Origin of the sequence: [Enterobacter] lignolyticus SCF1 (assembly GCF_000164865.1) — a bacterium.
Lineage (GTDB): Bacteria > Pseudomonadota > Gammaproteobacteria > Enterobacterales > Enterobacteriaceae > Enterobacter_B > Enterobacter_B lignolyticus.
Window position 1 is genome coordinate 2,692,285 of record NC_014618.1, and the last position, 24,924, is coordinate 2,717,208.

Sequence of the window (24,924 nt, forward strand, 5' to 3'; positions counted from 1 at the left end):
ATGGGGACGCGCCCGGAAGAAAAATCGCTCCCGGGCGCCGGAGATTAGACGTCGCGATAGGTTCCCAGACGGTACCCGCGCTCCGCCACCGCATATTTCAGCGACGGCGAGGTGAGAACATCCAGCTCCGCCAGACGCGGGTAGCAGTACGCGCTGCCCATAATGGTATTATCGACAAACGCCGGATGGCACATCACCTCCAGCGACCGCTCTCCCTGACCCGCCGACGTATCCAGCGTTTGCAGGAACAGGCTGTCGCTGATGGCCTCGCCGTAAAACTCGCTGGCGAAACCGTCGCTGCTGCGCACGCCGCTGTCGTCAAGCTGATACCGCGCCGCGAGGCCGCGGTCGATACGCATCGCCACCCCTTTTGACTTCGCAAACTCCGCCACCAGCGGAAAAATTTGCGGGATCATATGCACGTGATGGTGGCTGTCGATGTGCGTCGGTTCACTACCAAACAGCTCGACAAAGCGGTGATACTGACGGTCCAGCTCGCCGGCTATCTCATCGAGCGGCAGCGCGTCCTCTTCCGCCATCTGCCAAATCCACTTGCCGAACTTACCCTCGCGGGTCAGTCCCGGCATGGCGGAAAGCGGCGAGCCCAGGGTGAGGACAAAGTGCATCCCCACCGCCAGCTCCGGTAAACAGCGGCTCAGCAGCGCTGCGTGGTCAATCGCGGTACCGTTGACCAGCGCCGTTGTCGAGGTCACGAGACCGTTCTTACAGGCTTCCACAATCCCGTAGTTTTGGCCTTTGCTCAGGCCAAAGTCATCAGCATTGACGATTAACACACGTTCCATCTGCAACTCCCGTTACTGCTTGAGTTTTTCCACTGTGGCGGCAAAGTTCGGCAGCCACTTCTCGTGCGCCAGGATAAGCTCGCGCGCCAGCACCTCGGCATCGCGGTCGGAGTGAATCAGCGGGCTCAGGTTCAGCGCCAGCAGGACGTCATTGAATTCGCCGCCGATCGCCGCCCGGCTCGCGGCAATTTCAAACCCTTTAATGGTATGGATAAGCCCCAGCACTTTATCATCAAAATGGGTCAGGCGCGGATGCGGTTTCGCCCCGTCGCGGCCCAGCAGGCAGGTCATCTCTACCGCCCAGTCGGCCGGAATGTTGTCGATATGACCGTGGTGCGGCACGTTGACGTAATGCTCGGTCTGCTTATCGTTGTAGATAGCGTTAATCACCTCGCAGGCGGCGTCGGAATAGTACGCGCCGCCGCGTTGCTCCAGCTCTTTCGGCTTCACGTTCAGATCCGGGTTTTTATACAGCTCGAACAGCTGTTTTTCGACCTTCTGCACCACCTGCGCGCGGGCGCCGCCCTTGTAGTATTCACCCATTTCGATCGCCAGCATCTCTTTTTGCTTGAAGTAGTACAGCAGATAAGAGCACGGCAGCAGGTTCAGCGAGCGGATAAGCCCTTCGCTAAACGGCAGGTCGAAGATGTTCTTCACGCTGTTGGCGGTCAGCGTACCGGAGGCAACGCCGTCCAGCAGTTCAGCAAAACGGGATTCGCCGTTGACCACCACGTCGCGGATAAACACCATGTGGTTGAGGCCGAACAGGTCGATAGACAGCGAGTCCTGCGCCGTCAGCTGCAGCACGTCGGTGATGAACATCTTCATGCCGACCGGAATGTTGCATACGCCGATGAAGCGCCTGAAGCCGGTGTGGCGGTACACCGCTTCGGTGACCATCCCGGCCGGGTTGGTGAAGTTAATGACCCAGGCGTTCGGGCAGATTTCCTCGACATCTTTAATGATGTCGAAAATGACCGGAATGGTGCGCAGCCCTTTAAACAGGCCGCCCGCGCCGTTGGTTTCCTGGCCGAGATAGCCGTGGCTTAGCGGAATGCGCTCGTCTTGCTCACGGGCCTTCAGCTGGCCCACGCGCAGCTGGGTGGTGACAAAGTCGGCGTCCTGCAGCGCTTCGCGGCGGTTCAGGGTCTTAAAGACCTTCATCGGTACGCCCGCTTTTTTCACCATCCGCTCGCACAGGGCGTGAATGATATCCAGCTTTTCCTGGCCTTCTTCAACATCAACCAGCCACAGCTCCGTGACCGGCAGCTCATGGTAGCGTTTAATAAAGCCTTCGAGTAATTCCGGGGTATAGCTGCTGCCGCCGCCAATCGTAACGACTTTTAATTTCTGGCTCATAACGTTCTCCCTTGGGGATCCACAAACGATGCGTGGGTGACTCTCCACGTACGCGCGGATAGCTATACTCGTCATAATTCAAGTTGCATGTGCGTTGGCTGCATTCCTGCAACTCGAATTATTTAGAGTACAAATGTAATTCGGTGCGTACGGCCGGGCCGTACCGGGTTAATTAATACTGGTGAGCTGTTTACGATAATTGCTTGGCGTAAATGAGGTCAGCTTTTTAAACGTCTTAATAAACAGACTGGGGCTGCTGTAACCTGATTCGTAAGCAATATCCGTCACCGAGTAGTTCGTAATTTCCAGCTGCTTCATGGCGAAATTAATGCGGATATCATTAATAATCTGCATTGGCGTTTTACTGTAAAAACGCTGCGTGGCCCGGGTTAAATATTCCTGCGATTTCCCGGAAAGGCCCACCATGTTTTCCAGCGCGCTTTCGCCGAATTTATTTTTATCGTGCATCGCTTCCACGGTGTTTTTTAACCACTGCGGCGTAACATCCTGCGCCTGCTCTTCACGATAATGGCGCAGGCGGTTAATGACATAAAACGAGACCACTTCAATAAATTCATCAAATTCGTTTTCACGAAAATTCAGCGATGCCACAACCGATTCGATATAGCTGAGAAAGGTACTTTTTACAGAATAGACCTGTGATGCAACCAACACTCCGGGCAGCAGCGGCTGGTAGTGTTTCTCAAAGAAACGCTTACTGATGCCGACGTTCAGGATCCGGGTGGCGCCGAACTCATAAAAGCTCTGGTGGTGCGACCCCATCGGGATAAAGACGAAATTCCCGCGCTCCAGCATCACCCGTTTGCCATTAATTTCCTGGTAATAGCGCCCGGTGAGTACGAGCGTGAACTCGTAGTAGTCGTGCTGGTGCAGCCCGCTGATGCTTTCCGTTTTGTTGTAGATGAAAACATGAAAATCCTTACCGTTAAACAGCTGTTGTTCAAGGGCGGTACTGATCTCCGTGGTCATCATCTTTGGTTGCCTCATCGTGGTATCAGCCTGTTATTGTACCTTCTCGTGAAGCTCAATCAATTCGGCGACCAGCTCGCGCGCCAGCATTGAGGTCATCAGATGATCTTGCGCATGTACCAGCACCAGGCTCACCTTCATTTTTCCTTCGCCTTCGTCGCTTTCAATCAGCTGCGTCTGGACGCGATGCGCTTCGCTCAGCGCGATACGGGACTGCTCCATAGTGGCTTTTGCGGTCTCGAAATCGCCAAGCTTGGCCTGCTTCAGCGCGGTATAGGCCAGGCTGCGCGCCTGTCCGGAGTTGATGATTAACCCCATAACCACTTCTTCGAGGTCGTTTTCCTTGACGTCGTCAGCGACGATATTATCCAAATCGAACATATGATTCCCTCACTACGCTGGCGGTACGGGCGCGCGTCCCGTACCGCGCTACATTTAGAATTTCAGTGAATTGGCGATGTCTTCTTCGCTTTCTTCTTGCTCAATGGTGCTCTGCGCTTTGTTAGAAATCACCACGAAAGGCAGGTAAACCACGGTCGCTACCATCAGGTTGAACAGCGCGACGCAGAGCGCGGCGATACTGCCGTTACTGTTAAAGAAGGCGCCCAGACCGGTCGGCATCGTCCACGGCGCCAGGTTGGTCACCGGCGGGATAATGCCCATCGAGTAGGCGGCCAGGGTGATCGCCGCCAGAATCGGCTGCACCAGAATGAACGGGATGAACATCACCGGGTTCATGATGATCGGCAGACCAAACAGAATCGGTTCGTTAATCTGGAAGATGCCTGACGGCAGCGCCAGCTTCGCCACCTGACGGTGATCCGCACGGCGGGAGGCGATAAAGATGGCGATGATCAGGCCCAGCGTCGCGCCGGAACCGCCCAGCAGGATGTAGGAATCGAGCATCGGCTTCGCCCAGAAGTGGAACTGTTTGCCCGCTTCGATAGCGGCCTCAACAGAGCCGTACTGGTTGTACAGCGCGATGTTTTCCAGCGCCCACGGGGTCATGATGCCGTTGTCCAGCGCGGTCAGCGCCAGCGAACCGTGCACCCCGAAGAACCACAGCAGGGAGTTGAAGATAACGTACGCCCAGCCCACGACGCTCCCCATTGCCGCCAGCGGCGAGGAGATAGAGTCCATGATTATCTGGTGGAAGTTGGTCTGCCAGTGGGTCAGCATCCAGGAGATAATCCCGAACACGGACAGGATCAGGAAGCCAGGAATTAACGCCGAGAAGGAGCGCGATACCGAGGACGGCACGCTGTCAGGCAGCGTAATGACCCAGTTGCGGCGCACGACGAAGGTGAACAGCTCCGCCACCACCAGGCCGATAATCATACCGGAAATAATGTTCTGACCACCCAGCCAGTTGGCGCCGACCGCATACGCTTCGCCCACGCTGTACGGAGTTACGGTCATAAAGGCCGCGACGGACAATAAGCCTGCCGCGAGTGGGTCAACTTTTCGTTCTTCCGCCAACGCCATGCCAATAAAAAAAGGCGCCATCAGTGACATAATACCCAATGTACCGTTGTACACGTTGCCACCGATGGCTTTAAAACCATTCAGGGTTTCAATGGTCGAGGGGTCTAAACGAACACCAAGAGAATAGAAGAACGAGCCGTCGCCAAAGCTCAGAAATACGTTATTGATTAAGACGAACATTGCCCCGGCAAGGGTCAATGGCATCAGCTTAATAAAGCCGTTTTTAATCGCGTTAACGTGCGGCTGCTTTCCTATTTTAACAGCAAAAGGAAGGAGTACCTTTTCAAGTGAACTGATAAATCTACTCATAGAAAAATACCCTTAAAGGCCGTAATAAAATATTACGGCGATTGTATGTGAAATAACTCTTTGACGGGAAAAATAAAAAAATTATTGCGCAGCTGCTTTCTTAATCGATGCAACGGCGGCTTTAAGTACACCTAAACCATCTACTTTGCCATACAGAATGGAGTCAATAACCTCTACCGGTTTATTCGGCAGCAGGCGTTGAATCTCTGGCAACATATAAGCAATTTGCGGGCCGAGTAATACGACATCGGCATTCTGGCCTTTTTCACCAGCCAGCGTTTCGGGGAATGCCTCAATCACCACCGGGACTTCATATTTCTCGGCCTGTGCTCGCATTTTAGACACCAGCAGCGATGTCGACATTCCAGCAGAACAGAACAGATAGATGTGTTTCTTTTCCATACACGCTTCCTCAATTTGTAATCTCTGCCAGCATTTCAGCCTTCAGGATGACTCTCCTTATATACATGTCTGCGCTCAGACGCGTATATACCTTCGTGCTGGGGAACAACGGTAACCATTTGTTACTTTGTGTTTATGGGATGAGTATACGGCATCCCACAGGGGGTGGATAATTCCTGGTAGACTGAAATTGTTTCTCATTGACCTTCCGTTATGACTACCTTCACACTTTGGCAAATAATTCGCGCAATTAAATAAGCGCCGCCCGCCATAAAAAAACCCGGCGCTCGGGCCGGGTCTTCGTAGATATCAGGAAAATGTGGGAGTTACTGCTTCGCCGCACGCGGGTCGGTATCGTACTCGGCGCAGGTCTGGTAGCCGGAGTTGACCACACGTCCGGTCTCATCCAGTGCGACAAAGTAGGTCTCAGCTTTACCATCCCGTTGACCGAGGATATAGGTCTGGCAGGTGCCGCGCGCATGGATCATCGTCACTTCAGAGGCCGGCTTGCCGGCAATCTGCGCCACCTGCTGGCGCGACATCCCCTTCTTCACATCTTTTACCACCGGCTGGGTAAACTGATCTTTTGTCCGATCGTAGGCCGTACACCCCGCCACTAAGGTTAATACTGCTGCAATACCTAAAAATCCGGCGACATTCTTGTTCATATTCCATCCTCTTTTTATTAGCGTGTCATAAGCCTGGAATAAATAGTGCTATTTTTCAACCAGACAAACATCGCCAGACGTTGATAAACCCGCCGTGCGGCACGAAAACGCGGTAATTTGCTGCGGTCAAAACTGTGATCCTTGTCGTTTTATCGCCAAAGAGGTAGCTTTAACGCATCACTTTTATGGGAGAAGGGTAAATGGCTCTGCAACAAGAGATTATCGCGGCGCTCGGCGTAAAGCCGCAGATTGATGCCGATCGGGAGATTCGCCGCAGCGTAGACTTTCTGAAGTCGTACCTGAAAACGTATCCTTTTATTAAGTCGCTGGTGCTGGGGATTAGCGGCGGTCAGGACTCGACGCTGGCGGGCAAACTGTGCCAGACGGCCATCAGCGAGCTGCGCGATGAAACCGGCGACCAGACGCTGCAGTTTATCGCCGTGCGCCTGCCGTACGGCGTGCAGGCGGACGAGCAGGACTGCCAGGACGCGATAAGCTTTATCCAGCCCGACCGCGTGCTCACGGTCAATATTAAAGGATCGGTGCTGGCGAGCGAGCAGGCGCTGCGCGAGGCCGGTATCGAGCTGAGCGACTTTGTGCGCGGCAACGAGAAGGCCCGTGAGCGGATGAAGGCGCAGTACAGCATCGCCGGAATGACCAAAGGCGTGGTGGTGGGGACCGATCACGCCGCCGAAGCGCTGACCGGCTTTTTTACCAAATACGGCGATGGCGGCACCGACATCAACCCGCTGTTCCGCCTGAACAAACGTCAGGGCAAACAGCTGCTGGCGCGCCTGGGCTGCCCGGAGCACCTGTATAACAAAGCGCCGACGGCCGATCTGGAAGACGACCGCCCCTCCCTGCCGGACGAAGCCGCGCTGGGCGTGACCTACGAGAACATTGACGACTATCTTGAAGGGAAAACGCTGGATGCCGGTACGGCGAAAATCATCGAGAACTGGTATCTGAAAACCGAGCACAAGCGTCGCCCGCCGATCACCGTGTTCGACGATTTCTGGAAACGCTAAGCCCCACAGCCCTGGCCTGCGCCGGGGCTTTTTACGCTATACGCACTCCGCCACGGAAAACGTCGGCAGCCAGCGGATTTCGCTGTACAGCACCTGCCCTTCATCTTTCAGCAGCCGCAGCGTGTGCCGCCCGTCCTGCCAGTAAGCCCCCTGATCGGCGGTCAACAGCTTATCGCCAAGCTGCCATGCGCCGCTCAGCACAAACACCATGCCGCCGTGCGAGCCGAAGGTGGTGAAGGTTCGGTCGGCGACGCGCACCTTCGCTTCGCAGCGGTCGCGGCGGGTCATAATGTTAAGATCCATCGACATCTGCCCTTCGGTGAGCTGCGCCCGCACCGGCTGCTCGCCGGCAAAGCGGAACGGCTGAAAGCGCTTTAGCGTGTGATGGAAAGCCTTACCGCCGTCGAGCGTCACTTCGCCGCCCTCCAGCAGAGTGATAACGCGGTCCACGCCCGGCGAGACGGCGAACTCGCCGCTACCGGCAATGGAAGCAATACTGGCGCGCCAGTTAAAATCGCGGGTCGCGGGCGGAAAGCAGCACAGCTCGCGCGTTTCGCCCGCGCCGTTTTTCCACAGGCTGACCGGCATTTTGCGGATATCAAAGTAGTCCATCATCACTCCTGAAGGGTTACCCCTGGCCGCCCGCTACCCCTGCGACCACTCTTGTTATTTTTTCGTCACCACCATCGGTTATCGGCACGCCGACGCAGAGCCTTAGTACAACAGGCAAAAAGGGAGTCAAAGAAAAACCGCCGGCCCTGCCCACAGCGAAAATGCGTATGGGCAAGACCGGCGGTCTTTAAGTCAGCGTGCTGATTTACTCAGCAGACGGCGCCATTTTACCTTCTGCCGCCGGACGTTCTGTCAGACGCTTCTCAAAATTGGCATTAAACTGTTTTTTCTGTTCCGGGGTCAGGATGTTGTAGATCTTGTTCTGTGTTTCCATGCGGGACAGCGCCATGGCTTTGTGCTGCGCTTCCATCTTGTCGATAGCCGCTTCCGCTTTCGCCTTGTCGAAGGTATCGCTGGCGATCAGGCTATGCATCTCGCGGCGTTCGTCAACGGACGGGCGAGGCATGTTTTCACGCTGGCTTTTCATGATGTCGCGGACCTGCTGTTTCTGCGCATCCGTCAGGTTCAGACCTTTGAACATCATATCATGCATCATGCCCGGCTTGCCTTTATGGTGCATCATTTGCGTGCCTTCCGCCGGTGCTGCGGTAGTGGTATCCGCCGCATGCGCCAGGTTAGCCGCGCCCAGAGCCAGAGTAGAAGCAACAATCAGAGCAGTCATCTTTTTCATCATATGATCCTTACTTTCAGTTATTTTTACGGCGCATTGCCGTGTTGACGGGATTAACTTTACGAGGTTATACGTCAATTAATCAGAGTAAGCGTAAAACACTGAAAGCACAAAAACGACTTTGTGACCAATTATGGAGAAAATAAGAATAAAGCATGAAGAGTTGCAATTTTAGAAATACAACAGGCTGATCTGGAAGGGTTTATGGAGAAGTTTAAATCAGCAGCGGCGAATAATAAAGCATTTATCCAGGATAAATCTGGAACGATAAAAAAAACGTGTTTATTTAAATTTCCCGTAACGCAGCGGCGGCCTGAATAGCGCCGCCGCGTTGCGCTTAGTTTTCCCGCACCAGCATCAGCCCCGCCCGCAGACCAGGCGCGACGCTCGGGTTGGGGAATAGCACATACTCGATCTCATGCTCCACCACGTAGCGCGTCTCCCCCTCCTCCGCCAGCAGCGTACCGGCGCGAAACGGCGCGAAGTTCAGGGTGTCATTCGACATATGCAGCCGGAACCGATCGTTGTGTCGGGTTATCTGCTGCGCCACGCGATAGCGCAGCGGAATGCGCCCTGCGTCCGTTACCCCCTGCAGTAGCTGCGCCAGCGCCTGCTGCGTGGTCGCAAACTGCGTGAGATCGTTCTGACCGAACGGCAGCGCCTTGCCCAGCTCAAGCGTACAGGCGAGCGCCTGATAGTGCTCACAGCTGAAGTGGGTAAAGGTGCCGCCGGGGCTCTGGTGAAATACCAGCGCCTCAAGCCCCGCGGCCCCCAGCCAGCCCAGGAAGGCGTCATCCCACGGCGCGGCGCGGGCGGGCATCACGCCAAAGCGCACATGGTGCGAGCCGCGAATGGCGGTATGCAGGTCAAGATGCCAGCGCGCTTCGTCGTCCGGCTGGTAAAACGCCGCCAGCGCGTGCTCAAGCCGGGCGGCGCGCGCCGTTTCCTGCGACGGGACAAAATCATGCCAGCGCCCGCCGAACATGCGGTTCATGTCGCTGTGCAGGTAGCGCTTATTCTCCGCCAGCGCCAGCGGGTTGCCGAGGATAACCAGCAGGCGCCAGCGCAGCGGAATGTCGCCGCGAAACAGGCCCGCCAGCAGGCCGCTCAGCATCTCGACCGGTGCGGTTTCGTTACCGTGCACGCCCGCCGAGAGCACCAGCGCCCGCGAAGCGCCCGCCCGCGGCGTCAGCTCCAGTATCCCGGTATCCCGCCAGCGCCAGCGAAACTGCGCCGTCTCGCCGACGGTCGACGCCGGTCTGACGCCCGAAAGCGTCAGCGCCAGAAAATCCTCCATGAAAGCCTCCTGTTATTGCTGGAACGGGTAGATAGCGCCAAGGCCGAGGATCTGCGTCAGGCGATCCAGCGCCTCGCGCCCTTCCCGCAGCAGCTGCGGGTCCGCCAGGTCGGCCTGGGTCAGACGGTCGCGGTAGTAGCGATCCACCCAGTCGTTAAGCGTGGCGAACAGCGTATCGTTCATCAGCACCGACGGGTTCACCGCCTGCAGTTGGGCCTCGTTAAGCACCACGCGCAGGCGCAGACAGGCCGGACCGCCGCCGTTGGACATGCTTTCGCGCAGGTCGAACACCTTCAGCTCGCCGATCGGGTTATCCATCGCCAGCATATCGTTGAGATACGCCCACACACCCGCGTGCTCCTGCGACTCTTTCGGCAGCACCAGCAGCATGCTGCCGTCCGGCCTGCTGAGCAGCTGGCTGTTGAACAGGTAGGTCGCCACCGCATCGTCTACCGACACCCGCGAGGCTGGCACCACTACCGGCGCAAAGCCCGGCACCCGCTCGCGCAGCTGCGCCAGCAGCGCGTCCTGCTGCACAAACGCCTGCTCATGGCAGAACAGCACCTGGCGGTTGCTGACGGCGATCACGTCGTTATGGAATACGCCCTGGTCGATCACCTGCGGGTTTTGCTGCGCAAAAATCGCCTGCTGCGGGTTGACCTGGTTCAGCCGGGCGACCGCCTGGCTTGCCTCCAGCGTCTGCCGCGCCGGGTAACGACGCGGCGCATGCGCCCCGCCGTCCTCCCGGCCGTACACAAACATCTGCAGACCCGGCGCGCCGTACTCGCCCCCCAGGCGGTTATGGTTTGCCGCGCCTTCGTCGCCAAACAGCACCACCTGCGGCAGCGCGCCGTGGACGGCAAAGGCGCTTTCATTGCGGAAAATCGCCCGCAGAATCGCTTCTGTGGTCGGCGCTTCGCTGGCGCGGTGGAACTTGTTGTTCAGGTTCGCGACCGTCAGATGCACCCGGCCGTCCAGCGCATCCGCGGACGGGCAGACGGTCGCGGCGTTAGCGACCCACATCGACGAAGCCGAACTGACCGCCGACAGCAGCTGCGGCGCCTGCGCGGCCGCGCGCGCCACCACCTGCTCATCGCTGCCGCTAAAGCCAATCTGGCGCAGCAGCGCGACGTTCGGGCGCTCCTGCGGCGGGATCACCGCCTGCTTAAAGCCCATGTCCGCCAGCGCCTTCATCTTCAGCAGCCCCTGCTTCGCCGCCAGCTGCGGGTTCGAGACGCGGAAACGGTGCTTCGTCGACGCTTCATTACCGAACGACAGCCCGGCGTAGTGGTGCGTCAGCCCCGGCAGACCGTCAAAATTCACTTCCCAGGCTTTCATGATTGCACCTCACGGGAAAAATCCAGCCCCGGGTTCAGCGTGCCCGGCAGCGCCAGCGAGGCGGATTCGAGGCTCGCCATCGGCCAGGCGCAGTAGTCGGCGGCATACCAGGCGCCAGGGCGATGGTTGCCGGAGGCGCCCACGCCGCCAAACGGCGCGGTGCTGGCCGCCCCGGTCAGCGGTTTGTTCCAGTTGACGATCCCGGCGCGCGCCTCCAGCAGCAGCTGGTCGAACTTTTCGCGATCCGGAGAAATCAGGCCGCAGGAGAGACCGTAACGGGTGGCGTTCGCCTGCGCGATCGCCTCAGCAAACGTGTCATAGCGCCAGACGCACAGCAGCGGCCCGAACACTTCCTCATCGGCAACCTTGCTCACGCCCGTCAGTTCGATAATGCCCGGCGACAGCAGCGACGTCCCCGCCTCAAGCAGGCGCGGCTCAAGCAGCGTCACCCCGCCGTTCGCCACGTGCTGGCGCCAGGCGCTATGCACATGCTGCGCGGCCTGCGCGGAAATCAGGCCGCCCATAAACGGCTGCTCCTGCGCGTCCCAGCGGTCCGGCACAATCCGGCGGCTGACCTCCACCAGGCGGGCCAGGAAGGCATCGCCCTTCGCGCCGCGCTTCACCAGCAGGCGGCGCGAGCAGGTGCAGCGCTGCCCGGCGGTAATAAATGCCGACTGAATCGTGGTATGCACCGCAGCGTCGATATCGTCAGGTTCGTCGACGATAAGCGCGTTGTTGCCGCCCATCTCCAGCGCCAGCATTTTTTGCGGCTGCCCGGCTAACTGGCGGTGCAGCGAGAACCCGGTCGCCGAGCTGCCGGTAAACAGCACGCCGTCGATATCCGCCTGCCCGCCCAGCGCTTCGCCGGTTTCCCGGCCGCCCTGCAGCAGGTTAAGCACGCCCGGCGGCAGCCCGGCCTGCTGCCAGAGTCTGGCCATCGCCTCGCCAGTGGAGGGCGTCATTTCGCTCGGCTTAAACACCACGGTGTTCCCCGCCAGCAGCGCCGGGATGATATGTCCGTTCGGCAGATGACCGGGGAAGTTATACGGGCCGAATACCGCCAGCACACCGTGCGGACGATGGCGCAGCGAGGCGGCGCCGTCCGGCATCGGCGTGCTCTGCTCGCCGGTGCGGCTATGGTACGCCTTCACCGAAATCGCCACCTTGTTGATCATCGCGGTAACTTCGGTGGCGGATTCCCAGCGCGGTTTCCCGGTTTCGCGGGCGATGATTTCCGTCAGTTGCTCTTTGTTGGCCTCCAGCAGCGCGGCATAGCGTTCGGCAACCGCCTGGCGGGCGTCGAAGGGCTGCTTCGCCCAGCCGGGAAACGCGGCGCGCGCCGCGCCGACGGCCTGCACCACCTGCTCAAGGTCCGCATCGTTACCGTGCCAGACGGCCTCATGCGTTACCGGGTTCTGTTTATTACGCGCCTGTCCGCGGCCTGTCACCCAGTCGCCGTTAATCCATAAGCTCATACTTTTTTCTCCTCCGGGCAAAGACGAACCAGCCGTACGCGGTCGCCTGCATGACAGTTCAGGGCATCAAGCTGCTGCGCGCTCAGCAGCAGCTTATCGGTGTGCGGGTCGGCCTGCACCAGCATCGCGCGGTAGTGCTGATACTGCTCGTTCGCCACCAGGCAGACCGGCAGATCGCCCGGCGCCGGCTGGCCTTCCGCCACCTCCACCAGACGACTTTTCCGGATAGCGCGGATCCGGTCGATGTCGCACTCAAGCGTCGGGCCGCCGTCGAAAATATCGACATAGTTCCGGTAGCGGAAGCCCTCTTTTTCCAGCACCGCGCGCGCCGGGGCGGTTTGCGGGTGCACCTGGCCTATCACCGCGCGCGCCTCTTCCGACAGAAAATCGGTATAGATCGGGTGTTTGGGCATCAGCTCGGCGATAAACGCCTTCTGTCCGGTGCCGCACAGGTAGTCGGCGCGGGCAAACGGCATGGAGAAAAAGCGCTGGCCGAGGCTTTCCCAGAACGGGGAATAGCCGTGCTCGTCAATCACCCCGCGCATTTCCGCCACCACCTTCTCATTAAAGCGATCGCGGAAGGCGGCCATAAACATAAAGCGCGATTTCGACAGCAGATAGCCGTTGCCCTCTTTGCGCCAGGCCGGGTCGAGAAACAGCGTGCACAGCTCACTGCTGCCGGTGTGATCGTGGGTGAGGAACAGCGTCGGCAGCGCGTTGTAGACGTTCAGCTCTTTCGACGCGTGCACCATCGTGCCCACCCGGTAGTTGTACCAGGGGTCATTCAGCCCCACCGCCACCTCAATGGCGCAGATCCCCGCCACGCTGCCGCTGGCGGTATCCTCCAGCACAAACACATACCCCTGGTCGCCTTTCGGCAGTACGCCCTCCCAGGTCTGGATCGAGCGTTCAATACGCGCCGACAGCGTGGTTTCATCCGCAGGCAGCGATGTCAGACCGCCGCCGGTTTTCCCTGCAAGCGCCATCAGGCCGGGCAAATCCTCGCGTCCGACCGGGCGGATCACCATCATGATGTCACCCCGGAGAGGAACCGGGCGCAGGCCAGCTCAAAGCGGTCGAAACCGGTTTTGACCTCTTCTTCGCTGATAATCAGCGCAGGCGCAAAGCGCACCACGTTGGCCCCGGCGATCAGCACCATCAGGCCGTGTTCCGCCGCCAGCTGGCTGATCTGCTTCGCTTTGCCGGCATATTCAGCCTTCAGCACGCAGCCGATCAGCAGCCCCATGCCGCGCACTTCATCAAACAGCGGGTAGCGCGCGTTGATGGCGCTCAGGCGTTCGGTGAACCACTGGTGGCGCTGTTTGACACCGTTCAGCACCTCATGGGTATTGATCAGGGAGAACACCGCGCCCGCGACGGCGGACGCCAGCGGGTTGCCGCCGTAGGTGGTGCCGTGGGTGCCCACCACCATGACGCTGGCAAATTTGTCGGTGGTCAGCATCGCGCCGATCGGGAAGCCGCCGCCCAGCGCCTTAGCGGTAGAGAGCACATCCGGCGTCACGCCGTAGTGCATATAGGCATACAGCTCGCCGGTGCGGCCGACGCCGGTCTGCACTTCGTCGAAAATCAGCACCGCGTTGTGGCGGTCGCACAGCGCGCGCAGCTCTTTGAGGAACGCCGGAGCGGCAGGGACTACGCCGCCTTCGCCCTGCATCGGCTCGACGATAACCGCGCAGGTATCGTCATTGATCAACGCGCGCGCGGAGTCGATATCGTTGTACACCGCGTGCTGGATTTGCGGCGGCAGCGGCGCGAAGTCCTGCGAGTAGGCAGGCTGGCCGCCCGCGCTGACGGTAAACAGCGTCCGGCCATGGAAGGCGTTCTTGAACGCCACAATGCCGTTTTTATGCGTGCCGAACTTGTCGTGAGCGTACTTACGCGCCAGCTTCAGCGCCGCTTCGTTCGCTTCCGCACCGGAGTTACAGAAAAACACCTTTTCGGCAAAGGTGGCGTCGATCAGCTGCTTCGCCAGACGCAGCACCGGCTCGTTGGTGTAGCCGTTGCCGGTGTGCCAGAACTTACCCGCCTGCTCGGTCAGGGCCTTGATCATCGCCGGATGCGCATGACCCAGCGCGTTCACCGCGATACCGCCGGCAAAATCGATATATTCTTTACCCTGCTGGTCCCACAGACGGGAGCCTTCGCCGCGTACCGGAATAAACGCCGCCGGAGCGTAAACCGGCATCATCCAATCGTCAAAATTTCCACGCGTTACTGACTGATTCATAGCGACCTCTTCTTCCGGTAAATATAAGGTTATCGTTGTGTTAATAAAAATGAGTGTTTGTGCTGTAAATGTATATTGCAGACATCGTGCCAGCCAGCGGCAAAAGTGCATAAACGCGGGTTCTAAACTTAATATCAATAACTTACAATTCGTAGCTATTCACAATTAATGCATAGAAAGTGAATAAAAAGGGTTTGACAGGCCATTAGAGGCACTAATAATCGCAACATTATTCATTAGTAAAACTTAATTCATGAACTGTGATCGTCTGCGAGATTTGTCGTAAATCTGCGCACCAAAAGGGAGCGTAATGCGCCAAAAAAGGGCAATTCCCCGGGCGTTTGTCATGGATAACGCGCTGCGCTACGCTCAATCTGTAGCCCTTTCAGGCAAACTCAATGAGGAATACCGATGCGGCATGTTGATGCGGTTCTGATTGGCGCCGGTCAGGCAGCGCCTTCCCTGGCGGTGGCCCTCGCCGCCCGCGGGCAAACGGTCGTCATAATTGAAGGCAACTTTTATGGCGGCACCTGCGTGAACTTCGGCTGCACGCCGACCAAAACGCTGCGAAAGTCTGCACGTATCGCCCATCTGGCGCGCCACGCGGCGGAGTTCGGCGTGGTCACCGGGCCGGTTAACGTTATCTATGCCGCCGCCATCCAGCGGATGCGCGCGCGCGTCGAGTCCTCGCGCAGCGGGCTGGTGCAGTGGCTTGAGGGCACGGAAAACCTTGAGATGATCCACGGCTGGGGCCGCTTCCTGGGCCTCGACGGCGAGCGCTTTCTGATAGAGGTGAACGGCGAGACCCTCAGCGCCCGCCAGGTGTATCTCAACACCGGCACCCGGGCGTTTATCCCCCCGCTCCCCGGCATCGACCGGGTGCCTTATCTCGACAACGCCATCCTGCTGGCGCTGGAGGCGTGCCCGCAGCATCTGATTATCGTCGGCGCCAGCTACATCGGCCTCGAACTGGGGCAGATATACCGCCGCCTGGGCGCACAGGTGTCGGTCATCCACCGCGCGGCGCGCATCGCCGAACGGGAGGATGAGGACGTCAGCGCGGCGATCCTCGATTTTCTGCAGGACGAGGGGATCGCCTTTTATCTGGAGTCCGCCATCAGCGCCCTTTCCCCATACGGCGACGGCGTGAGCGTGCGGCTCAGCGATGGCCGCACGCTGACCGGCAGCCATATCCTGTTCGCCACCGGGCGCATCCCCAACACCGAGCGGCTCAACCTTGCCGCCGTCGGCGTGGAAACGGACCCGCGCGGCTTTATCCGCACCGATGCGCACTTCAACACCAGCGTGCCCGGCATTAAGGCCCTCGGCGATATTAACGGGCGCGGCGCGTTCACCCACACCAGCTACCATGACTACCAGATTGTGCTGGCGGAACTCGACGGTCAGACCCCGGACGGGCAGTGGCGCGACGCCGACCAGCGCGTCGTCACCTACGCCATGTTCACCGACCCGCCGCTCGGCCGCGTGGGCATAACGCTGGCGCAGGCCCAGGAACGGGCGGCCCACGGGCAAAACATCCTGACAGCAGAATTCAGCATGGCCGACGTCAGCCGCGCAAAGGAGGAAAGCGAGACCCAAGGGCTTATCCGGCTGATTGTCGACGCCGACAGCGAACGCTTTCTCGGCGCAACGTTTCTGGGAACTGGCGGCGATGAGATTGTGGCGGTGATTTCCAATTATATGGCGACCGGGGCGAGCTACCGGCTGATGATGCAGGCGCTGCCGGTGCACCCGACGGTGGCGGAGTTTTTGCCGACGATTTTGGGGAGGTTGAGTCGGTTGGGTTGAAAGCGAGTACGTTTTGAGATGGCCTGATTTGTACAGTGAAGCGCGTGTATTGCATCCATCGGCTGAACTCACAGCCAGAAGCGGATGTGTTGACCCTTAGGCGCTATTGTCAATCAGGGTAACCGCAAAACATCGATTGGCTACACTTGCGCAGAAATGCAGCCGTTCGGAGGTTTTTCTGCCTCTGGCAGAACAGTCAGAACCTTGCATTATTGATTTCGTTTCACCTCGTATTGCAGGCACACTACTCCCGACGGGAAAACTTTACTCTTCACCAGCATGAGTGAGGTTCTGTCTTTGATGTTTTTGAACAAGGGAATGCCTTGCCCCAGCAGAATCGGATTGACGAATAGCCAATACTCATCAATAAGGTTTTCCGCCATTAGCGCGTGAGTCGCTGAGGGACTGCCAAAAATTAAGATTTCGCTGCCCGCGCTATGCCTGAGCTTGCTGATTTCGTCGCTTAAATTGCTACTAATAATTTGCGTATTAGGGTGATTTTTTTCTAACAGGGTTTTCGACAACACCACTTTGTGGGCAGATTTATACCAACGCGAATGCGCATGGTCATGCGGGCTGGCGTCTAGCTTATCGGCAGCAGTTGGCCAGTACGACTCCATCATCTGGTAGGTGATGCGCCCATATAAGGCGGTGTCGGTCTGCTGAATCCGCTGCTCTACATATTCAAACAAGTCGGGGCTTATGCTTATCCAGGCCAGACTCGCCAGGCCCTCAGCGGTAGAAGCGACAAAACCATCCAGCGACACATGGACAAACGAAACTATTTTTCTCATGATTTCCTCTTTGATTGCGTTTTGATTACATAGTCTGCGAGGCGCGCCAGGGTTTGGTTCCCGCCTTCAATCACCCCCATTTCCTCCAACGCCATCTTGCGTGCTTCCGCACCCGGAAAAACAGATGTATCGTCACTTTGGTTTGTCCATCCACCGCTGCTCACGCCGGAGAGGGTGACGAAGGTGTTCCCGAGCACGCTCAAGTTGTATCGGCTCAGGATGAACAAAAGAATGCAGCCGTGAGAAAAACGGGTTGCTCTCCATGGCAAGCCCCTATTCCCGGAACATCTGGAATTAAGTATAAATCTTGTTACCAATACGGTTCTGGAACAGCGCCCATTGGCTACTTGCCCCTGATTTGTGTGATAAGTGCCAACTTCTGCTTCTCGCTCAGAGCAGACCTGCAGGCAAGTTAATTAGTCCACTTAGTGCCAGGAGCGGGCGTTGCTAACATCGGAATGAGCTAATCTTCAGGGCTGGTCAGAGTGACACTGCCAGACTGTAATGTGGAAGCGAATGTGTTCTGTCGGGACCGAACTGCGTTGCAGCAGCGCTGACCCATGAGGCGTTAATGGTACCGATTGACGCACTGACGGCACACGTCGCAGAACTGGAGTCAAAAAACAACAGTGTAATCATTGTATTTAATGATATTACTACACTTGTATAAGTGTGCAGTGATAAGTTATTAAAGGAAATAGCCGCGCTATCCACCATGGAGGTTTACTGTGAGTGTATATGTTTTTTACTACAACGAATCTGGTGCAAGAGTCTTTACCAAAAGTAGCGTAAATAAAGAGGCAAAGGACCTTCTCAAAAGGAAAGGTTACAAAAAGCATTTTTTCGAGGTCGAAGCTGAAAGTGCTCAGGACGCTATAGCGAAGATGAAAAAAAATGACGATGAATATCTTAAAGAATTAAAAGATTATTCTGACAACCTTCTTTTTGTTGGCCTTGTTGGAGTGGCGTCATTTTTTAAAGAGTAGTGGCGGTGACCTGCTCACCGCTAATCATATATGGAAATATTATCAATGCACATCCGGTAGCGATAAACTGCGAACTTCCGCTCTTCGCTGTGAGTTTAATCGATGGATGCAACACATTTGATATAACTGTGTGTCCATCAAGGTGGGCATATCAAAGGCCGCCTGTTTGTTGTCCTTTTCGTTCGACTTTGCAAAGATGTATTGCACACGTTCCACGCTGTATGCGCTGCGTAGCGATATTGGCGTCAAACCGGTTCTGCACTGAGGATTCCGCCATGACCACTTTTTATCAACTGACGGCCACCAGTCTACGTGGCCAGCTCATCACTATGGCCGACTACGCTGGCAAACTGGTTATCGTGGTTAATACCGCCAGTCATTGTGGCTTCACGCCACAATATGCAGGCCTGGAAGCGCTCTACCAGAAGTACGCAGCCCAGGGGCTGGTGGTTCTTGGTTTCCCCTGCAACCAGTTCGGGAAGCAGGAACCCGGCGACGCCGACGAAATTTCGCAGACCTGCCACATCACCTACGGTGTGAGCTTCCCAATGTTCGAGAAAGTGGAGGTCAACGGTGCTGCCACCCACCCGGTGTTTCGTTACCTGAAAGACGAATTGCCCGGCGTGCTGGGTGGTCGGATCAAATGGAACTTCACTAAGTTCCTGATCGGGCGCGACGGCAAACCGCTCAAGCGTTTTGCCCCGTTCACCACCCCAGAGAAAATGGAAGCCGCAATCCTTGCTGCACTTAAAATCTAAGTGCTCCTGTAATTCGGGCTATGCCCTTACCGGGCTAAGTAAGATATTTCGGTCAGCATCGGAAGACGGGCGATTCTTCAGGCCGGTATTTTCCCAGGCGCAGCCATCCGCCAACCGTTATTTTTCGCCCGTTTGCCTGAGGCAGGAAATATACTTTTCGCCTGAACGACGCACGATATCATCGGCATTCTCAGTAATATCGCGTCCTTCAAACGCGCCATAGAGTTTCTTGAATTTCACCTTACTCAGGCGCTGGATAATGTCACTGACCGTTGCGGCTGGTAACGGCAACAAGTTAGGGTAGCTCCACATAAAAGAGACTGTTTGCGCGCCAGGGGTGACCTGAACGATGTCGCCGGAAAGCACCACGCCTTCATCCCGCGCCCAGTGCAGAACACAGCCGCCGGCAAAGTGCCCGCCGAGACGTATCACACTGACGTCACGGGTCAGTTCAAGGGTGTCGCCCTCCCAAAAGGTGATCCAGGGGCTGTCGCGCATTACCCACTTCCTGTCACTGGCATGAAGGTAAATCGGGGCGTTAAATTCTTCAGCCCAGTCCTGCATGGTGGTGTAGTAATGAGGATGCGATATCGCGATGGCCTTAAGCCCACCCAGGGTGGTTATTAGCATTTTCGTGGCCTCGTCGAGCGTCGCAATACAGTCCCACAGAATATTACCTTCCGGGGTACGCAGAATAAACGCGCGCTGATCAATCGCAAAATCAGGAACGGTGAGGATACTGAGAAGAGAGCTGTCGTGTTGTTTCCACTTATTTGTGTGTGAAGCACAATGAGCGTCGAAATCGACCCATTCCTGCCCCGTAATGGGGATATACTGGCGTTCATCTTCGCAGATATTGCAATGCACTGGGTGGGTATCGGTTATCTCATAGGATGTACCGCAGGTTTTGCATAAAGCGATCATGGAGTTCTCCTGATTCTTCCGCGAAAGCCAGTGGGCTCGCTAAGGCGACGTATTTGATAAAAAACACAGTCAGCCTGGCACACGGATAAACGGGGATGTGTCCGTTAGTGCACCCAGTTAGCGAGGACCGTCATCGCTCCTGGCACTTAGCGGTCGGGTTGAAGGAGCGCTAAGTGCTGTGAGCTCAATGGGTCGATGCAACGCTATCCTTAAGATTTCCAATCTGCATTACACTCTATAATTGGCACAACCAACCTGCTAATTGTATTGTAAAGAGAGAGGTTATGTCTGGTAGCGATTTATCCAAAATGGGCACCGCTAAAGTGGCGCTTGTTGTTAATGGCTGTAATCATCAGGTTATTGAGAAATGCCCTGTTGGAGAAGTGGAGTACGCTTTTTATAGATATGCAGCGACGGAGCTTAAACAGGCAGGGATTACCACGCCAAAGCTTTTGTCGGTTGATGCCACCCTGCATAAGTTAAGAATGGAGTATATTCCTCTGCAGGTCGACCAGACCTCGGTTGCAAATGATGACGCACTGACTATGCTGGGGCGCTTACATCGCTATCCTCCGAATTCTGAATGGCTTTACCACGCTCATTTATGGTCAGCATCAGCGCTTGAAAATTCCCTCACCCTTCTGGCGCTACCTGATAAAAGTGCACAACAACTACGGCGCTTTCAGCAGTGTAGTGATGTTTTGTTTGGCTGTCAGCGCCTGATTTCAGGTGATAGCAATGCGGGCAACTGGGGAAGAAGAGAAAACGGTGATTTAGTTCTCTTCGACTGGGAACGATTTGGAACAGGGAGCCCGGCTATCGATCTGGCCCCCCTCATAAAAGGAATGGGAACAAAGCAAGCGTATACAGAACTTGCAGAACGCTATTGCCAACTATCTAACATCCCTAATTTCTATGCACTGGCGAGGGAAATTGCCATTGCCAAAGCATGGATTGTCACCGAAGTTATTACGCTGCTTAATGAGCGCCAAAAGCCAGCATTTTCTTTATACCTCAACTGGTACAAGAAGCATCTCCCCGACTGGCTAGATAATGTAGTAGAAATGCTTTGAATGAATACTGAGTATTAAAACGCGATTTACATTACAGACTGGGATATCTGTGTAAGCACACCTGCTTTAGTTCCACGCACTTTTTGAGAGTTCCGGTTTTTCAGCCATCAGCCGGTATTCCTCCAGCGTCAGGTTATTCAGGGATTCATGGGGACGCTCGCTGTTGTATTCATTCATCCAGCGTTCCGTGATTTCCCGTGCTTCATTCAGCGTTCTGAACAGGTAAAAATCCAGTATTTCTGTCCGGTACGTCCGGTTGAACCGTTCGATAAAGGCATTCTGCGTCGGCTTACCCGGCTTGATAAATTCCAGTGCCACACCATGCTCTTCAGCCCACTGCGCAAGTGTCAGCGAGACAAGTTCCGGGCCGTTGTCCATCCTCAGTTTCAGCGGATACCCCCGATTCGCCACTATCCTGTCCAGCACTCTGACCACCCGCTGCGCCGGGATATTCAGATCAATTTCTATTGCGAGGGCTTCGCGGTTAAAGTCATCCACCACATTGAAGGTCCGGAAACGCCTGCCGCAGACCAGCGCATCATGCATAAAGTCTATAGACCAGCTCTGGTTAAGTGCCTCAGGCCTCACCAGTGGCGCCGGGTTACGTACCGGCAGACGTTGCTTCCCCTTGCGGCGAAAATTCAGTTTCAGCAGGCAATAAATCCGGTGAACGCGTTTATGGTTCCAGCTGTTACCCTGCCTGCGCAGCAACTGGAACAACTTCTTAAAACCGTATCGCGGGTAGCGCTCTGCCAGCTCAGTCAGCAGCTGGATCACCGGTTCATCGCGCCGGGTATCGGGCTGGTAAAGATAGACCGTCCTGCTCAGCGATAATGTCCTGCAGGCCTGGCGGATGCTCATGGCAAATTGTGCCGTCAGATAGCTGACGAGCTCCCGCTTTATCGCTGGTTTTAAAGCTTTTTTTCGATAACGTCTTTCAGTGCCCGGCATTCAAGGCTGAGATCAGCAAACATTTGTTTTAATCGCCGGTTTTCATCCTCCAGGTCTTTCATCTTCTTGATATCAGACGCTTCCATACCGCCAAACTTCGCTTTCCAGTTGTAATAGCTGGCTTCAGAAATACCGGCTTCACGGCAGACATCCTTAACGGTACGTCCGGCTTCGACGGACTTCAGAACGGCAATGATCTGGTGTTCGGTGAATCGGGCTTTACGCATGGTGATCTCCTCCGGGGACATAATCAGTATGTCGGAAGCTCTCTAAAAGTGAATGGTTCGTTTTGCAGGGATGCTTACACTCGCTCTCAGCTGAACTTTAGCTCCGCCAACTCACCCGCCACGTGCCAGCAGCGTGGCATTACATACCTGAAGGTTGAGTTTGCCATACCGAATAAGTCTTAATGCGATGAAACAAATACGGACGCTTGATGTTCTGGCGGAACCGAGAAGTTACGCTGCATGCGCTTTATCTCCTCGGCCGGTGGCAGGCCAAACAGACGTTTGAATTCACGATTAAATTGCGATGGGCTTTCATAGCCAACGGCGTAACTCGCCGCGGCGGCGGTGATTTGTTGGCGTACCATCAGCATCCTTGCCTGATGCAGGCGCACCGATTTCACATACTGCATCGGCGGCATCTGAGTTATTGCCTTGAAATGGCTATGAAAAGTTGGCACGCTCATTCCGGCTTGCGTCGCCAGTTGATTTAGCGTTAACGACTCAGCGTAAGTGGCGTGGATATGCTGCAACACTTTGCCGATTTTGCCAAACTGCCCCTGCAAAGCCAGGGCTGCAAGCATTGCGTTGCCCTGTGCACCTGTTAGTACGCGAAAATAGAGTTCACGCACCCGCGAAGGGCCGAGGAGCGCCGCCTCTAGCGGGCTGTTAAGGACTTCAAGTAAACGTAAAACAGCCGTTTTTACCGCGTTGTCCATCGGACTCGACATCATGCTTTGCGGAGCGACAGGAGGGCGCGGGGCACCATGCTGTTCAATCTGCAACATCAGTTCAGCGGCAAGCTGAAAATCCAGATGCATATAAATCGCCAGCAACGGATGCTCTTCCGATGCCTCGGTTTCCATTACAAACGGCACTGGAACTGAAACCACCAGGTAGTGTTGCTCATCATATAAATAAGTTTGTTGACCGAAATAGCCGCGCTTGCTGCCCTGGCAGACGATTACGATCCCTGGATCGTAAAGCACAGGCGTTCTGGCTAGCGGGCGATCGGAACGCAAAATTCGTACATCAGCCATGGAAGTGAGGTTGTACCCTTCCTGTACCGCAAGCGTTTTCATCATGGCAATCATGTCGGACATCACATCACCTCATAAAATCAGGCAAGAAAAAGAGAAGATACGGCCTAAAAGTGCGGCAGAACAGAGAATACCATGCAACCTTCACTATTCATGGGAGTTCTTTATATGGCATCTGCAAAAACGATTTTCATTACCGGCGTCAGCAGTGGCTTTGGTCAGGCACTGGCGAGAGAAGCCCTCGCAATGGGCCATCGGGTTATAGGGACTGTACGTACCAGCGAAGCATTGCAGGCTTTCGAGGGTCTCGATACGCAGCGGGCTTTTGGTTACCTGCTTGATGTCACGAACGTTGAGCGTATTGACGAGGTGGCTGGAGAGATTGAATCCGCTGTCGGCCCGATTGATGTGCTGGTGAACAATGCCGGTTACGGCCATGAAGGCATTCTGGAGGAATCCCCGCTCGCAGAGATACGCCGCCAGTTTGACGTAAATGTGTTTGGCGCGGTGGCTATGATCAAAGCCGTGTTGCCCGGTATGCGCCAGCGCCGCCGCGGACACATTATCAATATCACCTCAATGGGTAGTTTCATTACCTTACCAGGCATCAGTTATTACTGCGGCAGCAAATTCGCTCTGGAAGGGATATCAGAGACGTTAAGTAAAGAGCTTGCTCCGTTCAACATACACGTCACTGCCGTGGCACCTGGTTCATTTCGAACAGACTGGGCCGGGCGCTCAATGGTACGTAGTCCCCGCAGTATCCCTGACTACGACACTTTATTTGAACCTGTTCGTAAAACGCGTAAGGAAAAAAGCGGTTATCAACTCGGCGATCCCGTTAAAGCTGCTCACGCTATGCTGGAATTGATCGAGAGCCAGAATCCCCCCGCACATCTCTTGTTAGGCAGTGATGCATTAAGTTTGGTGCGGCAGAAGCTCGAAGCGTTAGGTAAGGAAATTGAACAATGGGAAATACTCACCCGTTCAACGGATGGCTGAGGTTTCGGACATAGAGTGTGTAGGGGATAATCGATGATGGCCGTCCACAAACGGCCATCTTACGACAAGCGAGGGTGCCCAAGACATCCTGCTTATGGTGAAGTTAAACGTCCGCTCCCCGCTCAAAGCAGACCTGCAGGTCTGCTTTGAGCGGGGAGCGGACGTTGCTGATAGCGAAGTCTGATTTGACTGTGTTCATCAGTCAGGGCTGTACTTGTTCTATTTGCTTCAGCAAGCGCTCAAAAGTATCAATAGATCCCCATAACTGATATTTCATATCGAAATCCCAATCAGGACAACCAGCAAGCTCTGATCTGAACAGTTTAAAACCGAAGTGGATTGCGGCGATTTCATCACGGCCGCAATTTAGGGCGATCTTGGCAAGTTGAACATCACTCAAAGGTCCATGCGGCGTATCCTTCCAAGCAGTGTGAAAATGTCGGTAAATCGTTTTTAGTGCCATTGTTTTGTATACGCAGTAAATGCAAGATTGCTATTGATTATCGCCCGAGCTAATAGAAAGTCCACTGTTTGGATCATGTTAATTTACAATCGGGATTGCCAGTACAGACGCAGAATAAGTGAAAACTTCCGATCTTCGCTCACATCGGACCTTTATTTGTCCGCTCCGTGCCAGGAACGGACGTTGCAATCGCAA

At 55.8% G+C, this 24,924-nt stretch carries 26 protein-coding genes; 6 read left to right on the forward strand and 20 right to left on the reverse strand.

Translation table 11 applies throughout. The features are described from left to right. Positions 1 to 44 precede the first annotated feature (44 nt). From chbG to osmE, 7 genes are all read right to left on the reverse strand, one after another. On the reverse strand, positions 45 to 803 hold the full coding sequence (chbG, locus tag ENTCL_RS12650) for a chitin disaccharide deacetylase (protein ID WP_013366528.1): 759 nt from the start codon (positions 801 to 803) through the stop codon (positions 45 to 47). Between the two features lie 12 nt (positions 804 to 815). Further along, complete coding sequence (locus tag ENTCL_RS12655) at positions 816 to 2,162, reverse strand: 6-phospho-beta-glucosidase (protein WP_013366529.1); 1,347 nt, start codon at positions 2,160 to 2,162, stop codon at positions 816 to 818. A gap of 168 nt (positions 2,163 to 2,330) precedes the next feature. Then, positions 2,331 to 3,170 carry a transcriptional regulator ChbR gene (gene chbR, locus ENTCL_RS12660; protein ID WP_044611965.1) on the reverse strand — a complete coding sequence of 280 codons (840 nt, stop codon included), beginning with the start codon at positions 3,168 to 3,170 and terminating at the stop codon, positions 2,331 to 2,333. 15 nt (positions 3,171 to 3,185) lie between these two features. Then, positions 3,186 to 3,533 (reverse strand): PTS N,N'-diacetylchitobiose transporter subunit IIA, encoded by a 348-nt coding sequence (gene chbA / locus ENTCL_RS12665; RefSeq protein ID WP_013366531.1) that lies wholly within the window; start codon positions 3,531 to 3,533, stop codon positions 3,186 to 3,188. A gap of 54 nt (positions 3,534 to 3,587) precedes the next feature. Further along, entirely contained in the window at positions 3,588 to 4,946 is a 1,359-nt protein-coding gene (gene chbC / locus ENTCL_RS12670; protein ID WP_013366532.1) for a PTS N,N'-diacetylchitobiose transporter subunit IIC, read from the reverse strand. An 81-nt stretch (positions 4,947 to 5,027) separates the two neighbouring features. Further along, the gene (gene chbB, locus ENTCL_RS12675; protein WP_013366533.1) at positions 5,028 to 5,348 is read right to left on the reverse strand and encodes a PTS N,N'-diacetylchitobiose transporter subunit IIB; all 321 of its coding nucleotides are present in this window, start codon (positions 5,346 to 5,348) and stop codon (positions 5,028 to 5,030) included. Between the two features lie 326 nt (positions 5,349 to 5,674). Beyond that, on the reverse strand, positions 5,675 to 6,016 hold the full coding sequence (osmE, locus tag ENTCL_RS12680; RefSeq protein ID WP_013366534.1) for an osmotically-inducible lipoprotein OsmE: 342 nt from the start codon (positions 6,014 to 6,016) through the stop codon (positions 5,675 to 5,677). A 200-nt stretch (positions 6,017 to 6,216) separates the two neighbouring features. Here osmE and nadE point away from each other — a divergent pair, with 200 nt between their 5' ends. Next, positions 6,217 to 7,044: an ammonia-dependent NAD(+) synthetase gene (nadE, locus tag ENTCL_RS12685; protein ID WP_013366535.1), complete on the forward strand. Its 828-nt coding sequence runs from the start codon at positions 6,217 to 6,219 to the stop codon at positions 7,042 to 7,044. Between the two features lie 36 nt (positions 7,045 to 7,080). Here nadE and ves read toward each other — a convergent pair whose 3' ends face one another. The 7 genes from ves to astC all read right to left on the reverse strand — a co-directional run bounded on the left by ves (position 7,081) and on the right by astC (position 14,705). Further along, on the reverse strand, positions 7,081 to 7,656 hold the full coding sequence (ves, locus tag ENTCL_RS12690) for an environmental stress-induced protein Ves (RefSeq protein WP_013366536.1): 576 nt from the start codon (positions 7,654 to 7,656) through the stop codon (positions 7,081 to 7,083). A 205-nt stretch (positions 7,657 to 7,861) separates the two neighbouring features. Further along, positions 7,862 to 8,350, reverse strand: a complete 489-nt coding sequence (spy, locus tag ENTCL_RS12695; RefSeq protein ID WP_162098841.1) for an ATP-independent periplasmic protein-refolding chaperone Spy — start codon at positions 8,348 to 8,350, stop codon at positions 7,862 to 7,864. Positions 8,351 to 8,684: 334 nt separating this feature from the next. After that, positions 8,685 to 9,644, reverse strand: a complete 960-nt coding sequence (gene astE / locus ENTCL_RS12700; RefSeq protein ID WP_013366538.1) for a succinylglutamate desuccinylase — start codon at positions 9,642 to 9,644, stop codon at positions 8,685 to 8,687. 12 nt (positions 9,645 to 9,656) lie between these two features. Next, complete coding sequence (gene astB / locus ENTCL_RS12705; protein WP_013366539.1) at positions 9,657 to 10,982, reverse strand: N-succinylarginine dihydrolase; 1,326 nt, start codon at positions 10,980 to 10,982, stop codon at positions 9,657 to 9,659. Next, positions 10,979 to 12,457 (reverse strand): succinylglutamate-semialdehyde dehydrogenase, encoded by a 1,479-nt coding sequence (gene astD, locus ENTCL_RS12710; RefSeq protein WP_013366540.1) that lies wholly within the window; start codon positions 12,455 to 12,457, stop codon positions 10,979 to 10,981. The genes astB and astD overlap by 4 nt, the downstream gene beginning before the upstream one ends. After that, the gene (astA, locus tag ENTCL_RS12715; RefSeq protein ID WP_013366541.1) at positions 12,454 to 13,488 is read right to left on the reverse strand and encodes an arginine N-succinyltransferase; all 1,035 of its coding nucleotides are present in this window, start codon (positions 13,486 to 13,488) and stop codon (positions 12,454 to 12,456) included. Before astA ends, astD begins: the two co-directional genes overlap by 4 nt. Continuing rightward, entirely contained in the window at positions 13,485 to 14,705 is a 1,221-nt protein-coding gene (gene astC / locus ENTCL_RS12720; protein WP_013366542.1) for a succinylornithine/acetylornithine transaminase, read from the reverse strand. The genes astA and astC overlap by 4 nt, the downstream gene beginning before the upstream one ends. Positions 14,706 to 15,116: 411 nt before the next feature. Here astC and ENTCL_RS12725 point away from each other — a divergent pair, with 411 nt between their 5' ends. Beyond that, entirely contained in the window at positions 15,117 to 16,514 is a 1,398-nt protein-coding gene (locus ENTCL_RS12725; RefSeq protein ID WP_013366543.1) for a mercuric reductase, read from the forward strand. Between the two features lie 209 nt (positions 16,515 to 16,723). On the opposite strand, the gene ENTCL_RS12730 is transcribed toward ENTCL_RS12725, so the two are convergent. Both ENTCL_RS12730 and ENTCL_RS12735 read right to left on the reverse strand, forming a co-directional pair. Beyond that, the gene (locus ENTCL_RS12730) at positions 16,724 to 17,308 is read right to left on the reverse strand and encodes a dihydrofolate reductase family protein (protein ID WP_013366544.1); all 585 of its coding nucleotides are present in this window, start codon (positions 17,306 to 17,308) and stop codon (positions 16,724 to 16,726) included. After that, positions 17,305 to 17,577: an SRPBCC family protein gene (locus ENTCL_RS12735; protein WP_157865547.1), complete on the reverse strand. Its 273-nt coding sequence runs from the start codon at positions 17,575 to 17,577 to the stop codon at positions 17,305 to 17,307. The genes ENTCL_RS12730 and ENTCL_RS12735 overlap by 4 nt, the downstream gene beginning before the upstream one ends. A 459-nt stretch (positions 17,578 to 18,036) precedes the next feature. Between ENTCL_RS12735 and ENTCL_RS12740 the strand changes: the two genes are divergently transcribed. Further along, positions 18,037 to 18,294, forward strand: a complete 258-nt coding sequence (locus ENTCL_RS12740) for a hypothetical protein (protein ID WP_013366545.1) — start codon at positions 18,037 to 18,039, stop codon at positions 18,292 to 18,294. Between the two features lie 275 nt (positions 18,295 to 18,569). After that, complete coding sequence (locus ENTCL_RS12745; protein ID WP_013366546.1) at positions 18,570 to 19,052, forward strand: glutathione peroxidase; 483 nt, start codon at positions 18,570 to 18,572, stop codon at positions 19,050 to 19,052. 117 nt (positions 19,053 to 19,169) lie between these two features. On the opposite strand, the gene ENTCL_RS12750 is transcribed toward ENTCL_RS12745, so the two are convergent. Then, positions 19,170 to 19,976: an MBL fold metallo-hydrolase gene (locus tag ENTCL_RS12750; protein WP_013366547.1), complete on the reverse strand. Its 807-nt coding sequence runs from the start codon at positions 19,974 to 19,976 to the stop codon at positions 19,170 to 19,172. Positions 19,977 to 20,260: 284 nt separating this feature from the next. Between ENTCL_RS12750 and ENTCL_RS12755 the strand changes: the two genes are divergently transcribed. Next, on the forward strand, positions 20,261 to 21,049 hold the full coding sequence (locus ENTCL_RS12755) for a phosphotransferase family protein (RefSeq protein ID WP_013366548.1): 789 nt from the start codon (positions 20,261 to 20,263) through the stop codon (positions 21,047 to 21,049). A 66-nt stretch (positions 21,050 to 21,115) separates the two neighbouring features. On the opposite strand, the gene ENTCL_RS12760 is transcribed toward ENTCL_RS12755, so the two are convergent. Both ENTCL_RS12760 and ENTCL_RS12770 read right to left on the reverse strand, forming a co-directional pair. Beyond that, a protein-coding gene (locus ENTCL_RS12760; RefSeq protein ID WP_157865548.1) for an IS3 family transposase occupies positions 21,116 to 22,227 on the reverse strand; the annotation gives its coding sequence in 2 pieces (ribosomal slippage) (positions 21,116 to 21,966 and positions 21,966 to 22,227; 1,113 coding nt in all). A 179-nt stretch (positions 22,228 to 22,406) separates the two neighbouring features. After that, positions 22,407 to 23,327 (reverse strand): AraC family transcriptional regulator, encoded by a 921-nt coding sequence (locus ENTCL_RS12770; RefSeq protein ID WP_013366550.1) that lies wholly within the window; start codon positions 23,325 to 23,327, stop codon positions 22,407 to 22,409. Between the two features lie 105 nt (positions 23,328 to 23,432). Between ENTCL_RS12770 and ENTCL_RS12775 the strand changes: the two genes are divergently transcribed. Further along, complete coding sequence (locus tag ENTCL_RS12775) at positions 23,433 to 24,266, forward strand: oxidoreductase (RefSeq protein WP_013366551.1); 834 nt, start codon at positions 23,433 to 23,435, stop codon at positions 24,264 to 24,266. A gap of 202 nt (positions 24,267 to 24,468) precedes the next feature. Here ENTCL_RS12775 and ENTCL_RS12780 read toward each other — a convergent pair whose 3' ends face one another. Next, a complete protein-coding gene (locus ENTCL_RS12780) occupies positions 24,469 to 24,729 on the reverse strand; it encodes a hypothetical protein (RefSeq protein WP_157865549.1) in 261 nt (86 codons plus the stop codon). Positions 24,730 to 24,924 lie beyond the last annotated feature (195 nt).

Bases quoted from the DNA above. Each gene is read 5' to 3' on its own strand.
- ENTCL_RS12780 (WP_157865549.1), bottom strand. From the start codon at position 24,729: ATGGCACTAAAAACGATTTACCGACATTTTCACACTGCTTGGAAGGAT.
- nadE (WP_013366535.1), top strand. From the start codon at position 6,217: ATGGCTCTGCAACAAGAGATTATCGCGGCGCTCGGCGTAAAGCCGCAG.
- chbR (WP_044611965.1), bottom strand. From the start codon at position 3,170: ATGAGGCAACCAAAGATGATGACCACGGAGATCAGTACCGCCCTTGAA.
- astD (WP_013366540.1), bottom strand. From the start codon at position 12,457: ATGAGCTTATGGATTAACGGCGACTGGGTGACAGGCCGCGGACAGGCG.
- astE (WP_013366538.1), bottom strand. From the start codon at position 9,644: ATGGAGGATTTTCTGGCGCTGACGCTTTCGGGCGTCAGACCGGCGTCG.
- ENTCL_RS12730 (WP_013366544.1), bottom strand. From the start codon at position 17,308: ATGAGAAAAATAGTTTCGTTTGTCCATGTGTCGCTGGATGGTTTTGTC.
- chbB (WP_013366533.1), bottom strand. From the start codon at position 5,348: ATGGAAAAGAAACACATCTATCTGTTCTGTTCTGCTGGAATGTCGACA.
- ENTCL_RS12755 (WP_013366548.1), top strand. From the start codon at position 20,261: ATGTCTGGTAGCGATTTATCCAAAATGGGCACCGCTAAAGTGGCGCTT.
- chbG (WP_013366528.1), bottom strand. From the start codon at position 803: ATGGAACGTGTGTTAATCGTCAATGCTGATGACTTTGGCCTGAGCAAA.
- ENTCL_RS12725 (WP_013366543.1), top strand. From the start codon at position 15,117: ATGCGGCATGTTGATGCGGTTCTGATTGGCGCCGGTCAGGCAGCGCCT.
- ENTCL_RS12745 (WP_013366546.1), top strand. From the start codon at position 18,570: ATGACCACTTTTTATCAACTGACGGCCACCAGTCTACGTGGCCAGCTC.
- ves (WP_013366536.1), bottom strand. From the start codon at position 7,656: ATGGACTACTTTGATATCCGCAAAATGCCGGTCAGCCTGTGGAAAAAC.
- ENTCL_RS12770 (WP_013366550.1), bottom strand. From the start codon at position 23,327: ATGTCCGACATGATTGCCATGATGAAAACGCTTGCGGTACAGGAAGGG.
- ENTCL_RS12750 (WP_013366547.1), bottom strand. From the start codon at position 19,976: ATGATCGCTTTATGCAAAACCTGCGGTACATCCTATGAGATAACCGAT.
- chbC (WP_013366532.1), bottom strand. From the start codon at position 4,946: ATGAGTAGATTTATCAGTTCACTTGAAAAGGTACTCCTTCCTTTTGCT.
- astB (WP_013366539.1), bottom strand. From the start codon at position 10,982: ATGAAAGCCTGGGAAGTGAATTTTGACGGTCTGCCGGGGCTGACGCAC.
- osmE (WP_013366534.1), bottom strand. From the start codon at position 6,016: ATGAACAAGAATGTCGCCGGATTTTTAGGTATTGCAGCAGTATTAACC.
- chbA (WP_013366531.1), bottom strand. From the start codon at position 3,533: ATGTTCGATTTGGATAATATCGTCGCTGACGACGTCAAGGAAAACGAC.
- astA (WP_013366541.1), bottom strand. From the start codon at position 13,488: ATGATGGTGATCCGCCCGGTCGGACGCGAGGATTTGCCCGGCCTGATG.
- astC (WP_013366542.1), bottom strand. From the start codon at position 14,705: ATGAATCAGTCAGTAACGCGTGGAAATTTTGACGATTGGATGATGCCG.
- ENTCL_RS12775 (WP_013366551.1), top strand. From the start codon at position 23,433: ATGGCATCTGCAAAAACGATTTTCATTACCGGCGTCAGCAGTGGCTTT.
- ENTCL_RS12655 (WP_013366529.1), bottom strand. From the start codon at position 2,162: ATGAGCCAGAAATTAAAAGTCGTTACGATTGGCGGCGGCAGCAGCTAT.
- spy (WP_162098841.1), bottom strand. From the start codon at position 8,350: ATGATGAAAAAGATGACTGCTCTGATTGTTGCTTCTACTCTGGCTCTG.